This is a genomic window from Psychrobacter sp. AntiMn-1 (assembly GCF_001854065.1).
GTDB lineage: Bacteria > Pseudomonadota > Gammaproteobacteria > Pseudomonadales > Moraxellaceae > Psychrobacter > Psychrobacter pacificensis.
In genome coordinates this window covers 2795287-2810153 of sequence record NZ_CP012969.1, presented here as the reverse complement: position 1 = coordinate 2810153, position 14867 = coordinate 2795287, and the positions used below count along the sequence as shown (strand labels likewise).

The following is a 14867-nucleotide window of genomic DNA, read 5'->3' as shown; positions in this document are numbered from 1 at the left end:
ATAAATACTGGTGAACGTTTCTATTATACCGGAGGCTGATTGGATATAAAAAATACCTCACTTTTAATCGTCAAACCTGATGAGCAAATGCATCATATCGTCGCAATTTTTGCCAAATTACGCTATGCTATGGCATTGTCAAATTCCACCTATTTTGATCAGTATTAAACAAATCCGTCTTAAATAAATCAGTATCAACCAATTTCGAGCCGACTATGAGCAACGCCGTGACAGCAGACCAAACCGACAACCATCATTATAACCCGCAAGCGATCGAAGCTGCGCAGCAGACCAAATGGGCCACTGACAAGCGCTTTGAAGTCAGCAATGAGCCAAGCGACAAGCCAAGTCGTTACATGCTGTCGATGTTCCCTTACCCAAGCGGCAAGCTGCATATGGGCCACGTACGTAACTATACGATTTCTGACGTCTTAAGCCGTTATTATCGCCTAAAAGGGTATGAGGTCATGCAGCCAATGGGCTGGGATGGTTTTGGCTTGCCAGCTGAGAATGCTGCGATTGCCAATCAAACGCCACCTGCTGCATGGACGTTTGCCAATATCGACAATATGCGCGCGCAGCTTAAATTGCTAGGCCTGTCTATTGATTGGTCACGCGAGTTTGCCACTTGTAGCCCTGAATACTATCAGTGGGAGCAGTGGCTATTCTTGCAGTTGTACAAAAAAGGCCTAGTGTACAAAAAGCTATCGACGGTCAACTGGGATCCCGTTGATAATACTGTCTTAGCAAACGAGCAAGTCATTGATGGTAAAGGCTGGCGTAGTGGTGCGGCAGTCGAAAAACGTGACATCCCCATGTATTACTTCAACATCACTGACTATGCCGATGAATTGCTCGACGATTTGGATCAACTAGAAGGTCACTGGCCTTCTGAAGTATTGACCATGCAGCGCAACTGGATTGGTCGTAGTGCCGGTATGGAAGTACATTTCCCTTATGAGATTGCTGGCGAAGAAAACACCTTAGATGTGTTCACCACTCGTCCTGATACTTTGATGGGCGTGACTTATGTCGCCGTTGCCGCAGAACACCCACTCGCACAGTACGCTGCTGAAAAAGACGACATGATTGCCCAATTCTGTGCGATGTGCAAAAAAGGTTCAGTGGCTGAGGCCGATCTCGCCAAAGCCGAGAAAATCGGTATGGATACCGGCCTGACCGTCACTCATCCACTGACTGGTGAAGAAGTGCCTGTTTGGGTCGCCAACTATGTACTGATGAGCTACGGCTCAGGTGCAGTGATGGCCGTGCCTGCTCACGATGAGCGTGATTATGAATTTGCGGTAAAGTACAACCTACCGATTAAACAAGTCATCAATACCCCTGATGGCTATTTTGATGATTTAAAAGCAGATGCTAAGGCAAATGATAGTGAAGTCAATCTTGCTTATACCGAGCGCAACACTCTGGTCAATTCAGGTGAGTTTGACGGTTTAGATTTTGAGCAGGCGTTTGATGCCATGCTTGCCAAACTTGAGCCAAAATCGCTTGCCAAGAAAAAAATCCAATACCGCCTGCGGGATTGGGGCGTGTCGCGCCAGCGCTATTGGGGCTGCCCTATCCCAATGATCAACTGTGAGCATTGTGGTACGGTTCCTGTTGAAGAGCAAGACTTGCCCGTTGTGTTGCCAACCGACGTCGTACCTGATGGTCGTGGTAATCCACTCAAGAATATACCAGAGTTTGTCAATACCACTTGTCCTAAATGTGGTAATCCTGCTGAGCGTGAGACCGATACCTTTGACACATTCGTGGAGTCAAGCTGGTATTACGCCCGCTTTGCTAGTCCAACTGACACACAAAACATGGTCAACAAGTCTGCTGCCAATAAATGGCTGCCAGTCGATCAATACGTGGGCGGTGTTGAGCATGCAGTGATGCATCTGTTGTATGCGCGCTTCTTCCATAAGCTCATGCGAGATGAAAACTTGGTCACTGGCGACGAGCCATTTGCCAACCTAATGACGCAAGGTATGGTACTCGCTGGCACCTTCTACCGTGTCAACGCGGATGGCAGTACCACTTACTACTTTGCAGAAGACATCGATATCGACTACAACGACCGTGGACAGCCGATCAAAGCGACCTTAAAGCTGGATGGTCAGCCAGTCACGATTGGCAAAATCGAAAAAATGTCTAAATCAAAAAACAACGGTGTCGATCCACAGCTGACTATTGATAAATACGGTGCGGACACGGTTCGTCTATATACACTATTTACCGCACCTGCCGATCAGACGCTTGAATGGTCAGATGACGCGCTAAAAGGCCCTTACAACTTTGTGAAAAAAGTATGGCGCATCGCTAATGATCACATGCAAGCGCTAACGGCAGCTAATATCAGTATTGATACGCTGAACGGTGCGACATTGAACAAAGAGGGTCTGAGTAAAGAAGCCAAAAACTTACGCCGTAAAACGCACGAAACCATCGCCAAGATTGATAGTGATTTGGGTGATCGTTTAGCACTCAACACTCCAGTATCAAGCCTGATGGAACTTGCCAACGAGTTGACTGCCTTTAACGCCAGTAGCGAGCAAGAGCTACACGTTAAACACGAGGCGTTGACCAATCTGCTGATTATGCTTTCTGTCTATGCGCCGCACGTTGGTGAGCATTTGCTTGAGCAGCTCGGCCTTGATACTTTAACCTTAGATTACCCAACTGTTGATGAAAGTGCGCTGGTACAGGACATGATCACAATGGTCGTTCAGGTCAATGGTAAAATGCGTGGTAAGATGGATGTCGCACCGAACAGCGATCCTGAGCAACTAAAAGAGCAAGCTCGAACGATGGAAAGCGTAGCAAAGTTCATCACAGGCGAGATCAAAAAAGAAATCGTCGTACCCAACAAGCTGGTTAATATCGTGGTTGCAGGCTAGTCGCCTAGGCTTAGTGCTCTAAGCCTTTTTATCATATGAGGATAGCGTTTATGTCGTATAAGCATCGAGCTGAGCAATCACAACCAACGCCAAGCGCACTGCACTTTGGTACAAAACAATCTGGTGGAAAGAAGATTGCGACGGCATTGCTCACAGCATTACCTATGTTTGCGATATTGGGTGCAACGGCAGGTCTAAGTGGTTGCGGTTTTCAGCTACGCGGCTATGATTCGCCAATGCTGCTCAATGCCAACAAAACAGCCATCATTATCGAAGACAATCGCACCTCATTTCCTCTAAAATTGCCATTGACGCGTCGCCTAACCACATTAGGTGTCGATGTCATTGGCAATATGACAGTTGATGATGTGATTCGCAGCAATCAACAAGCTGGTGCTAAACCGATTGCAGCGATCGATATCAGTAACGTGCGTTTTAAACGTTACGAGTTGGTGGGTGTATTGACAGAGATTCGCTTGGTACTCTCTGCTGATGTCAGCTACCAGACAATTGAGAACGGCAAGCCAGTCACGCTTACCAATCCCATTCAAGTCGAGCGCAGCTACCAGTACAATGAAGCATCAGTCAGTACTGATGACCAGCAAGGCGACCAAATTCGTGATTGGCTGTATGACAGCTTGGCACGTCGCATCACGGATCAATATGTGGCGATCTCCTTACCAAAAGTTGCACCTGCTGCCAAGCAGTCTGTACTGATGAATAAAGGCACAACGCCAACGGTTGTTGTCTTACCTGAGAAGTAACTTTTAACAAATATTGTTATTAAGCTCTATCATTTGCAGCCATTTAAGTATGAAGAACAACGAGCGTACGCACTAACTTAGTCAGCTAAGCAAGTTCGACAGCGCTCCCATATTTTTACAAATGCTATCATCTGCTTACCAACCTGTGTCCCACCACGCTATGCAAAACACCTTTATACAAGCTTATCCCAAACTCCTGCAATCTTCGGTTTCAGTTGCGGGCTTGTGGCTGGCGCATGGTGATGAGCCACTGCTCAGTCAATGGCTCATCGATGCACTACGTCCCCATTGGCGCGCGCAAAATTATGCTATCAAACGTATAGAGCTGATATCGGTGAAGAGTTGGCAAGAGGTATTGTCAGAGCTTGGCAGCCAGTCTCTATTTGATGATGCCAGTGCGGTGATCGTGACAGGTAATCACAAGCCTGATAAAGCGGTGATTGCTGAGCTTGAGCGCTTTGCCATTGAAGCGCAAGCAGGTGCGCACAGTCATAGCGTATTATGGCTCACACCTAAGCAAGACAAACGCAGTCAGAGCAGCAAGTGGTTTACCCCTTTTTCACAGTACGGTCATGTCATTGATTGTAATTTATACAACGAGCAGCAGCGCCAGCAGTTATTGCAGATACAGGCGCAAAAGTTCGGCCTACGATTGTCACAAGAAGCGTGGCAACTCCTCATGTCTCACACTGAGCACCACCTACTCAGTGCTTATCAAACGCTATGGCGCCTGTCTTATCTGTTTGCACCGCAATTAGCTACTAGCAATAGTGATAATGATGAAGATAACGAGCACTCTAATAGTTTTACACAGCCAGTAAATAATGTGGCATTGGATATTGCAGACTTACAAGCAGCCTTAGTCAGCGACGCGCAATTTAGTGTGTTTGATTTGTCTGATGCGATGCTCGCGGGTAATAGCACGCAGGTTGCCAAAATCATGTTTCAGCTAAAGTCGACCGATGAGCCTACTACTTTAGTACTCTGGGCTATTAGCAAAGACATGCGTCAAATTATCCAACTGATGGATGGTCAAGACCCTCAAGCATTAGGCATTTGGCGTAGTAAGCAAGGGTTATACCAACAAGCGTGCCGCCGTCAGTCAAAAGAACAAACGAGCGAATGGCCTCCTCTGCTCTATCGCTGTGACCAAGCCATCAAAGGCCTTATTCGCCAACCAGCGTGGGAGTTACTACTGCAAGCGGCATTGGAGCTGGCAGGCAAGCGTTTGTTTACCATACGATAGTACTTCGTGATAGCCAGTCGTCATTCACTATCACGCCCTATGCCTTATTTTACCAAGTAGCATTTTAAAGGCCTCTCCCTTACTACCTCTTATCATATCCATCTTTTCCTCATATTTATCCATTAACAGCCGCTTACTTGCTGTTATGTAAACTGTACTACATAGGCCTTAACCTTTCGTAAACTAATTATTATTCCCTTTCGCACATGAAGTCTCTACTATATCTACACTTGATTTAATTGTGATTGGATTGTTGTCATGCGCAAAATAAGCAGAAAATCTGCTATTAAATGGGGTGTCATTGTAAATACCCCATTCTTAACACAACATCATCGTAGAATTGTTAAGCCACCTGCCTGTACTCAGCAGGTGTCATATCATTAAGTGAATCATGGGGTCTTTCGTTGTTATAAACCTTGATCCAGTCTTCAGTCAGCATATTGACCTCGTTTAAATTGTTGAAAAGGTAGCAATCTAAAACCTCATTGCGATAACTGCGATTAAACCGTTCAATATAAGCGTTCTGATAAGGACAGCCAGGCTCGATATAATCAATATAGATGCCATGAGCTGATGCCCAATCAGTGAATACCCTGGATGTAAACTCACTGCCGTTATCCACACGAATTTGCTTAGGATAACCATGCCACTCAGCCAGCTGATCAAGGTAGCGAATCACTCGGAGTGAGGGAATACTGGTACCAATATCAATGCCTAATACCTCACGGTTATAATCATCAATCACATTAAAGGTTCGAAAGCGAATATTGTTGTGTAGTCTGTCGCTCATGAAGTCCATTGACCATGTATGCCCCAATGCATTTGGCACACTTAGCGGCTGAGGGTTACGTGTTGGTAAGCGTTTTTTAGACTTGCGGCGTAGGTTTAAGTTTAACGCTGTATAAACTCGATGTACGCGCTTATGATTCCATGAATAGCCAAGCTTACGTATACGTTTAAAGCACTTTGGAAAGCCCCAGCGATTGTGCTTGTCAGTAAGCTCATTTAAGACATCAACAATCTCACTATCATCAAATAGCTTAGGCTTATAGTAGTAAGCGGTTCGACTCATGCAGACCACCTGACAACTCACTGCAATGCTGACATCATACTGCGCCTGTAATTCTTGCGCCCAGACTTTGCGCTCGGGTACAGGCGCTATAGCTTTTTTATGATCTCTTCCTGCATTTGCGCTTTGAGGCTTAAATCAGCATACATCTGTTTGAGCCTACGGTTTTCTTCTTCAAGCTCTTTTAATCGCTTAACATCAGAAGCTTCCATACCACCGTACTTGGAGCGCCATTTATAGAAAGTCGAGCTAGCAATCCCGTATTTACGGCACAGCTCTTTAGCAGGTATTCCAGCTTCTGCTTCTTTTAAAATGGATACTATTTGGGTCTCAGTCATTCGTTTGCTCATATCAAAACTCCTTATGGGTATTTTATAAGAAATTCTACGTTTGAGCTGTGTTATTTTAGGGGATAGTTACATCATCACCTTAATTATCGTAGCATTAGGGGCTTTGGCCTATACTTTTTTAAAACCAGAAGAAACCGCACCTAACTATTTAACCGCAACCGTTGAAGTCGGTGATATTGAAAACAATGTCATGGCGTCTGGTAAAGTAAAAGCGTTAAATACCGTTGATGTCGGCGCGCAGGTATCTGGCGAGGTAAAACGCCTGTACGTTGAAGTCGGTGATGAAGTCAAGCAAGGCGATTTGATCGCACAGATTGACCAAGTGACCCAAAAAAACAACCTGAGCAACGAACAAGCCAGCCTTGAGCAAAGTGAAGCCGCGCTACAAAGTGCGCAAGCAGAATCGCTCAGCAAACAGGCAGCACTAAAAAGTGCCTATTCCGATCTTGCTAGCCGCCAATCTGAGCTCAAACAAGCACAGTCTGATTTTGCCCGTTTGCAAGACTTAGTCGCTATCGATGCTATCTCACAACAAGAATATGAAACACAGGCGACCAGTGTCGAGACTGCAAAAGCAGCCGTTGCCAATGCACGTGCGGCTATCGACACAGCTAAAGCCGCGATTGCGACCACAGAAGCCAATATCAACAGTCAGCAAGCAGCATTACGCAAATCACGAACCAACGTCAGTACTGCTGAAGAAGATCTAAGCTATACCACGATTCGTGCACCAATATCAGGTACAGTCGTTTCTATTACGACTGAGCAAGGTACTACGGTCAATGCTAACCAAACGGCGCCCACATTGGTGACGTTAGCAGATTTATCGACCGTACGTATCAACGCGCAAATCTCAGAAGCTGATGTCATTAACGTCAGTGCTGGTATGCCTGCTTATTTCAATATTATCGGTAATCCAGACAAACAGTATGATGCGACATTAACCGCTATCGAACCTGCCCCAGAGCAGATCAGTAGCACCAGCTCGACAGACGCTGCTATCTATTACGTCGGCTACGTAGAAGTACCAAACCCTGACCGCTTGTTCCGAATCGATATGACGGCACAGATATATATCATCGTCAACGAAGCCAAAAATACTCTATTAGTACCATCAACAGTGATACAAGAAAAGCGAGCTAAAGAAAAAGGCAAATCAACAACGGGCAAGTTTGTACGTGTATTAAAAGATGACGGAACCGTAGAAGAGCGTACTGTAGAAGTCGGTATTGATAACCGAGTAAATGCGCAAATCTTAAGCGGTTTGAAAGAAGGAGAAGAAGTAATCATCAGTGAAGAGAGCGGTAAGAAATCAGATAGCGGCCGCGTACCTGGCGGACCTCGAATGTAACTTGTGCTTTGACTATGTTGAGTAAGAAAGGCTTGCTAAACATAGCAGCCCTTTCATAACAACACTATAACGCTTATTAGCCTTTATTAAAGACACTGCTATGACTATATCTCAATCTCCTAAACCGTCGACTGAAGATAGCTCTGAAAGTAGCACGGCTCAAAACTTAGGGTCACACACTTCTGCTAATCGCTCAAACAACTTAGCAAAAACCAATACCGCTACCCACTCTGCATCAGGCAAGCCCATTATGGAACTATCTGGCATTATCAGAGAGTTCCCTGCTGGTGAGCAAACCATTCGCGTCTTGCATGATATCAGTCTGACGATTCACCAAGGTGAGATGGTCGCTATCATTGGACAGTCAGGCTCTGGTAAGTCCACCTTGATGAATATCTTAGGTTGTCTAGATCAAGCCACTGCTGGTGATTATAAGATTTATGGTCAATCCGCCCGTAAGCTTGATGCCGATCAGCTAGCAGAACTGCGCCGTGAGCACTTTGGTTTTATTTTTCAGCGCTATCATTTGCTTGGTGATATCAGTGCCAAAGACAACGTCGCCGTCCCTGCCGTGTATGCGGGCATGGATACCGAGGCACGCACCAATCGTGCTGAGAAGCTACTAACTGACCTCGGCCTTGGCAATAAGGTCAACAATCGTCCCAATCAGCTCTCAGGTGGACAGCAGCAGCGTGTTTCTGTCGCTCGTGCACTGATGAATGGTGGCGATGTTATCTTAGCAGATGAGCCAACTGGTGCCCTAGACAGTAAGTCTGGCGAAGATGTCATGGCGATTTTGCATGACCTCAGCGCACAAGGTCATACCATTATCATGGTCACTCATGATCCAAAACTAGCAGCACAAGCAGAGCGTGTGATTGAGCTCAAAGATGGCCATGTCATCGCTGACTATCAAACTGAGCATTATAAGCATACAGACAAAAAACCAGAATCTATCCTTGGCGAGCATCGCAAAAGTGCCTTTGGTAGTTTTATTGATCGACTGCTTGAAGCTTTCAAAATGTCTTTGCTTGCCATGCGCGCGCATAAGATGCGTACTCTACTAACGATGCTCGGCATTATTATCGGTATTGCCGCAGTCGTATCTATCGTAGGTCTTGGACAAGGCTCTCAGCAGCAAATCCTTGCCAATATCAGCTCGTTAGGTACCAATACCATTACTGTCAATGATGGCTACCCTAGAGGCGATCCTAGACGCCGCTATAATGATGACAATTTGACACCAGAAGATGCAGAGGCGGTCGGCAATCAGCCCTATATTATCAGCGTCAGCCCTCAGGTAAATGCCAGCTCTAGTGTCCGCTATCGTAATATACAGGAGGATGCTACCGTCAATGGCGTTGGTGAAGACTATCTAACCGTCACTGGTGAGACATTAGCACTGGGCCAAGGGTTTGATGCAAAAAGCATTACATTACGTAGTCAAGATATCATCATCGATGACAACGCTAAACAGACCTTTTTCTCAGACATTGATAACCCTGTTGGCGAGGTAATATTGGTTGGTAGTGTGCCTGGACGCGTGATTGGCGTACTTGAAGAGAGCGATGGTGGCTTTGGTCCCAGTGTAACGACGCCTACTATCTATATGCCTTATACGACAGTGATGTCGCGCGTCACCGGTAGTACCAATATCGACCGCTTTGTGGCGTTGTTAGATGATAGTATCTCTTCTAGTGCCGCAGAGACGGCCATCTCTGACTTGATAGAAAGTCGCCATGGCAAAGATGACTTTGAGCTACGAAATTCAGACTCTATCCGTCAAACCATTGAGTCAACGACAGGTACGATGACCCTACTTATCTCATCAGTTGCAGTTATTTCGTTGATTGTTGGTGGTATTGGGGTCATGAACATCATGCTAGTCTCTGTCACCGAGCGCACTAATGAGATTGGTGTTCGTATGGCAGTAGGTGCGCGTCAAAGCGACATCATGCAGCAATTTCTCATTGAGGCCGTTCTAGTCTGTATCCTAGGGGGACTGATTGGTATTGGAATGGCATTTGCCATTGGTGAGCTGATTAATAGTGTGGGCGGTGACAGTTTCAAAGTCATCTACTCACCGACTTCTATTATTGCCGCATTTGTTTGCTCGACATTGATTGGCGTAGTATTTGGATTCTTGCCAGCACGTAATGCTGCCAAACTAGATCCTGTTGAGGCGCTTTCTCGAGACTAATAATTGAGTATTGACTCGCTTTAGCCAAAAATAGAGCAGTCAATATCGATATAATGGCAAAAATTTAAAGAAACTGGAATAAATTGGCAATTTTATAAGAGAATTACACTTTTTTTATCCTGTGGGGTTGTAATTGTCAGAATTATATATATAATGTGCTCTCACGTTTAGGGATACAAACACTTTAAACGTTAGGGCTGTTAGCTCAGTTGGTAGAGCAGTTGACTTTTAATCAATTGGTCCCGCGTTCGAGTCGCGGACAGCCCACCATATTTTAGTTTAACCTTTATTCATCGTTCTACCCTATCCGGTAGTTGTTTAATAAAGTTAAGTTTAAAAAGCTCTTTTTTAAATGAATTACTCTTGTTGGCAATAATATACATTTATTGTTAGCATAACTTTTAGAAAATTCTATTTAAAGAATATTCTCTTGCGAAGCTAAAATTGCAGTGTCATTTTTACACGCTTCTCAGGGCTGTTAGCTCAGTTGGTAGAGCAGTTGACTTTTAATCAATTGGTCCCGCGTTCGAGTCGCGGACAGCCCACCATATTTGAAAAGCCCAGTTACTATCATAGTAACTGGGCTTTTTTTCGGCTGCACTTTCTATCCTTTATTTTATATCTACTTATGATGTCGCCGTTTAAAAAGTCGGAAGCTGCCTTTCTTACGCCATAGCAGTTTATGTCTGATCGTATCTTTAATCGTGCGCGGATACTTGGGGGCTTGGTCGATGAACGCATCAAACTCTACCTCACTCATTGCACGCTCTCGACCATGTGCCATCATTACCATTGATGGTTTTAAATCTCTTATTTTTTTTAACGATTGCTTATAAGCTTTGGGATCATAGACAGGAAATGGCGCCACAAACTTATGGCGCAATTTAATGATGAGATCAGCCGTATATACCTGACGACTGGGCAAATGAAATAAAGACAGATCGCGATCGGTATGCCCAGGCGTCTCTAACACTTGCCATTCATCAAACTCTGGGACAAAGTCACCGTCTGTGACAGTAATGTCTGGCTTTAGGCTTGCCGAATAGTACAGATTTTTGAATGGGCGACCTTGCCGCCGCGCTACATAGTACGCAAGATTCATATCGACAAAATGCATCGCTCGTCCACCAATACCGCCGTACCACTGACTTTTCTTATCAGCAGAGATAATGCGGCAGCCAGTCTCTTGGCGAAACTTGCGCGCACCACCCGCATGATCCGGATGCATATGGGTGACCACCACCACTTTTAGGTCTGTTATCGGCCTATTTAGAGTATTTTTGATATACCCAAGCACCATTGGCACATCGGCACGGCAGCAGCCGTCTAGTAGCATGATTTTATCTGGATACACCGCAAGGTAGCTACTTTGGATATAGCCCTCTAAGCGTACAATCTCACACGAACTCATTTATCATCCCTGATCATTTGATCCTAGTGTCTTTGTATTTTTAGTATAGCGATAATCAATACAAAACAAATCGTTTTCAGTGAACGCTTGTGACTATAGATACGGTTGATAATAGTCGCATAATGCGTAACATCATTAATGACTACGTTTATACTTCCAGTAAAAACGCAAAAAACCCAGCGCTTAGGCTGGGTTTTCTACATTAAGTATTTACTTTATAGATTTAAAGCTGATACCATCAATTATGCTAGCGATTACGCAAGGTCACGAACCTTAGGCTCACGCTCCCATAGACGAGATTTTGCATTTTCTACAAAGCTGTCAAGCTTAGCGAGCGGTGTGACAAACTCATCTTTTTCTACAGGAAGTTTACTTAAGATAAACTCATCCGTTGCACCGCAATAAGCAATCGCTTTGCAATGTACATAAGCATCAGTGAACCAATCTAGCGTTGAGCTATCCTCCGCCAGTTTCTTAGCTTGATCCGGCATAATGATACTCACTACCGCATCGAAGAATACAGAGGGTGCGCCAGCAACACGCTCATCTGCTTGGATACGCGTATTGTCGTCAAGCTTGACTTCTTTGCTAGGAGCAACAATTTTGACCATACCGCCTTGAGCATTAATAGCATCTTCAAACTTCTTAACTTGCTCATGGTTTGATCCTTCAGCCACTAAGATACCAACCAAACGGCCTTTTAGTGATTTAGGCGTACGACCAATCGTTTGCAGAGGCTTAGAGGTGTCCATATCTTGTACTGGTGCTGCTGGTTCTGCCGCTTCTGGTAGCTCCATACCTAAGGCATTGGCAACACGATTAGCTAGATCTTCATCAATATTGATAAGGTGACTGAGCACGCGAGTACGAACATGCGCAGTATCTACTTTACCCAGCTCAAACGCGTAGGCTGATGCAATGTGTGCTTGTTCAGCAGGGGTTTGGCTACGATAGAACATACGTGGCTGACTATAGTGATCAGCGAAGCTCTCAGCACGGATACGACCTTTTACGCCATCGTCCAGTTTTTCATGAAACGAGTTAAAACCTTTTTGAGGACTTTCACGTGGACGGTCTAGATCTAGACTTTGAGGCTCATAAAGCACACGAGTCTTAGGCACTTGCATTTGCATATGACCGTCTTGCTGGTTATTTGCAAACGGACATTTAGGCGCATTGATAGGAATCTGAACAAAGTTTGGTGAGCCCAATCGTGACAACTGCGTATCTAAGTAACTAAATAAACGGCCTTGCAGTAAGGGATCGTTACTAAAGTCGATACCAGGTGGTATATGCGATGGACAGAAGGCTACCTGCTCAGTTTCTGCAAAGAAATTATCTGGGTTACGGTTTAGTACCATTTTACCGATGATTTTAACTGGCACTAGCTCTTCTGGAATCAGCTTAGTGGCATCTAAGTGGTCAAATGGAAACTCATTGGCCTCTTCTTCGGTAAAGAGCTGTACACCAAGCTCCCACTCAAAATACATACCATTTTCAATCGCTTCATACATGTCACGGCGGTTATAATCAGGGTCAGCACCAGATATTTTTACAGCTTCATCCCAAATAAGCGACTGTACACCTGCTACTGGTTTCCAATGATAACGGAAGAAAGTACTCTTACCTTCTTTGTTGAGCAAACGGTAGGTATGAATACCAAAACCTTCCATCATGCTAAAGCTACGCGGCAATGCACGATCACTCATCAGCCAAATCAGGTTATGCATCGTCTCTGGGCTTAGCGAGACAAAGTCCCAAAAGGTATCGTGTGCAGAGGCCGCTTGCGGAAACCCGCGATCCGGCTCCGGCTTGACTGCATGAATGAGATCAGGAAACTTAATGGCATCTTGAATAAAGAAGATCGGCATATTATTACCGACTAAATCCCAATTACCTTCTTCTGTGTACATCTTGACTGCAAATCCGCGTACGTCACGGGGCGTATCCTTTGAGCCTTTATTACCGGCAACGGTCGAAAAACGGGTAAAAAGTGGTGTTTGTTTACCCGTCTCAGTCAAAATTTTGGCCGTTGTATACTCTTCTAATGATTCGGTCAGCTCAAAATAACCGTGTGCCGCACTACCACGCGCATGGACGATACGCTCAGGGATACGCTCATGGTCAAAGTGGTTGATCTTTTCACGTAGTACAAAATCTTCTAATAGCGTAGGACCGCGTGCGCCTGCTTTTAGTGAGTTTTGATTGTCGCTGATAGCCACGCCTTGTTGGGTAGTCAATACTTTGGTGTCATCACCTGCGCGCTGATGGGTTTCGCCCCCATTGCCGCGTTCAGTATTCATATCTTTGGCTGGGTCGGTATGATCGATATTATTATTCATAAAACATCCTATCTAATGAGTAAAATAGTCTCTTCTAAGACCATTAAAAATGTGCTTACACAGGTGTTGTATCCTTTGGGATAATACTGACTTCATCTGTCTGTGATGCTGCATGACCAATTATTAAAAAAGATAAAGGAATAAAAGGCATACGGTTTATCTTACCCAAAAACTAAGTCGCTTATAGTTGCGTATATAGTGAAAGTTGTTGATGTTTGGTTAAAGTTTACGTGCACAGTCACTCAACCGCTTGACGGCTTTTGAGCCAGCCTAAACGTTAACAATCCAATCTTGTAATTTAGTTATTCTTTAAGGTATGCTTTATGGCGTACTAGAGATCATCGATAAATAACATTGGCATGGTTTTTAGCCATATATTTATCTCTTTTTTATATAACTATAAGGCTATCGACTATGTTACCAACTTCGAATTTCTCGTCCAAAAAACCTTACCGCTCATTGTTGGCGGGTGCATCAATGGGGCTCCTGGCATTGACCATCAGCCAAACCGCTGCCGCTATCACGACCAAGAACGTCACTTATACAGTGGATAACCAAGCATACGAGGGCTATTACGCCAAAGCCGATAAGCCCTACGCTCCTTTTATCTTGTTGATTCATGACTGGGATGGTCTAACCGACTATGAGCGCAAACGCGCTGATATGCTAGCGAACGAAGGTTACAACGTACTGGCAGCAGACATGTTTGGGCAAGGCATTCGTCCGACCTCTGTCGAAGAAAATAAGCGTTTAACAGGCGAATTGTATGACGATCGCAACAAAATGCGCCGCATACTACAAGGTGCGTTAAATGCTGGACGACTGGAGGGTAATGATGTGCGCAACGGCACGACCATGGGATACTGTTTCGGTGGTACGGTTGCATTAGAGTTAGCCCGTTCAGGCTTCCCGCAAAAAGCCTTTGTCCCCTTCCATGGAGCCTTTGATACTCCGACCGGTCAAAGTTATGACAAGACCACTGGCGAGATATTGGTATTCCACGGCTCAGCTGACCAGTCTGTCTCTCTAGAGAGCTTTGCAACGCTAGGCAAGACCTTGGAGGCCTCCAACGTACCGCACGAGATGATTACCTATAGCGGCGCACCCCATGCCTTTAGCGTATTTGGCAGTGACAGATATGATGCACGCGCCGATGAGCGCTCTTGGAAACGTTATTTGGACTTCTTAGCAGATGAGTATAAATAATCTAATCGTATAAAAATATCAGTCA

9 protein-coding genes and 2 tRNA genes are annotated in these 14867 nt (G+C 45.0%); 8 read left to right on the top strand and 3 right to left on the bottom strand.

The features are described 5' to 3' along the window. The first annotated feature begins 215 nt into the window (after positions 1-215). From leuS to AOT82_RS12155, 3 genes are all read left to right on the top strand, one after another. The gene (gene leuS / locus AOT82_RS12165) at positions 216-2903 is read left to right on the top strand and encodes a leucine--tRNA ligase (RefSeq protein ID WP_071003262.1); all 2688 of its coding nucleotides are present in this window, start codon (positions 216-218) and stop codon (positions 2901-2903) included. 50 nt (positions 2904-2953) lie between these two features. Continuing rightward, positions 2954-3667: an LPS-assembly lipoprotein LptE gene (locus AOT82_RS12160; protein ID WP_083328947.1), complete on the top strand. Its 714-nt coding sequence runs from the start codon at positions 2954-2956 to the stop codon at positions 3665-3667. A 160-nt stretch (positions 3668-3827) separates the two neighbouring features. After that, positions 3828-4913 carry a DNA polymerase III subunit delta gene (locus AOT82_RS12155; protein WP_071003260.1) on the top strand — a complete coding sequence of 362 codons (1086 nt, stop codon included), beginning with the start codon at positions 3828-3830 and terminating at the stop codon, positions 4911-4913. A 343-nt stretch (positions 4914-5256) separates the two neighbouring features. Here AOT82_RS12155 and AOT82_RS12150 read toward each other — a convergent pair. Further along, positions 5257-6332, bottom strand: a protein-coding gene (locus tag AOT82_RS12150) for an IS3 family transposase (protein ID WP_379542921.1) whose coding sequence is annotated in 2 segments (ribosomal slippage) — positions 5257-6111 and positions 6114-6332 — 1074 coding nt in all. Because the reading frame shifts where the segments join, the coding sequence is not laid out codon by codon here. A gap of 40 nt (positions 6333-6372) precedes the next feature. Here AOT82_RS12150 and AOT82_RS12140 point away from each other — a divergent pair. From AOT82_RS12140 to AOT82_RS12125, 4 genes are all read left to right on the top strand, one after another. Further along, positions 6373-7683, top strand: coding sequence for an efflux RND transporter periplasmic adaptor subunit (locus AOT82_RS12140; protein ID WP_071003258.1), 1311 nt, complete (start codon positions 6373-6375; stop codon positions 7681-7683). A 250-nt stretch (positions 7684-7933) separates the two neighbouring features. Next, on the top strand, positions 7934-9883 hold the full coding sequence (locus AOT82_RS12135; RefSeq protein WP_071003781.1) for a MacB family efflux pump subunit: 1950 nt from the start codon (positions 7934-7936) through the stop codon (positions 9881-9883). A gap of 194 nt (positions 9884-10077) precedes the next feature. Further along, a tRNA-Lys gene (locus AOT82_RS12130) sits at positions 10078-10153 on the top strand. Positions 10154-10355: 202 nt separating this feature from the next. After that, positions 10356-10431, top strand: a tRNA-Lys gene (locus tag AOT82_RS12125). 74 nt (positions 10432-10505) lie between these two features. Here AOT82_RS12125 and AOT82_RS12120 read toward each other — a convergent pair. Both AOT82_RS12120 and AOT82_RS12115 read right to left on the bottom strand, forming a co-directional pair. Next, complete coding sequence (locus tag AOT82_RS12120) at positions 10506-11294, bottom strand: MBL fold metallo-hydrolase (RefSeq protein ID WP_071003256.1); 789 nt, start codon at positions 11292-11294, stop codon at positions 10506-10508. 254 nt (positions 11295-11548) lie between these two features. Next, positions 11549-13636 carry a catalase gene (locus AOT82_RS12115; protein ID WP_071003254.1) on the bottom strand — a complete coding sequence of 696 codons (2088 nt, stop codon included), beginning with the start codon at positions 13634-13636 and terminating at the stop codon, positions 11549-11551. Positions 13637-14050: 414 nt separating this feature from the next. Between AOT82_RS12115 and AOT82_RS12110 the strand changes: the two genes are divergently transcribed. After that, complete coding sequence (locus tag AOT82_RS12110; protein ID WP_083328945.1) at positions 14051-14842, top strand: dienelactone hydrolase family protein; 792 nt, start codon at positions 14051-14053, stop codon at positions 14840-14842. Positions 14843-14867: the final 25 nt, after the last annotated feature.

Excerpts from the sequence above, each read along its gene's own strand:
- leuS (WP_071003262.1), top strand. The coding sequence starts at position 216 with ATGAGCAACGCCGTGACAGCAGACCAAACCGACAACCATCATTATAAC.
- AOT82_RS12120 (WP_071003256.1), bottom strand. The coding sequence starts at position 11,294 with ATGAGTTCGTGTGAGATTGTACGCTTAGAGGGCTATATCCAAAGTAGC.
- AOT82_RS12110 (WP_083328945.1), top strand. The coding sequence starts at position 14,051 with ATGTTACCAACTTCGAATTTCTCGTCCAAAAAACCTTACCGCTCATTG.
- AOT82_RS12135 (WP_071003781.1), top strand. The coding sequence starts at position 7,934 with ATGGAACTATCTGGCATTATCAGAGAGTTCCCTGCTGGTGAGCAAACC.
- AOT82_RS12115 (WP_071003254.1), bottom strand. The coding sequence starts at position 13,636 with ATGAATAATAATATCGATCATACCGACCCAGCCAAAGATATGAATACT.
- AOT82_RS12155 (WP_071003260.1), top strand. The coding sequence starts at position 3,828 with ATGCAAAACACCTTTATACAAGCTTATCCCAAACTCCTGCAATCTTCG.
- AOT82_RS12160 (WP_083328947.1), top strand. The coding sequence starts at position 2,954 with ATGTCGTATAAGCATCGAGCTGAGCAATCACAACCAACGCCAAGCGCA.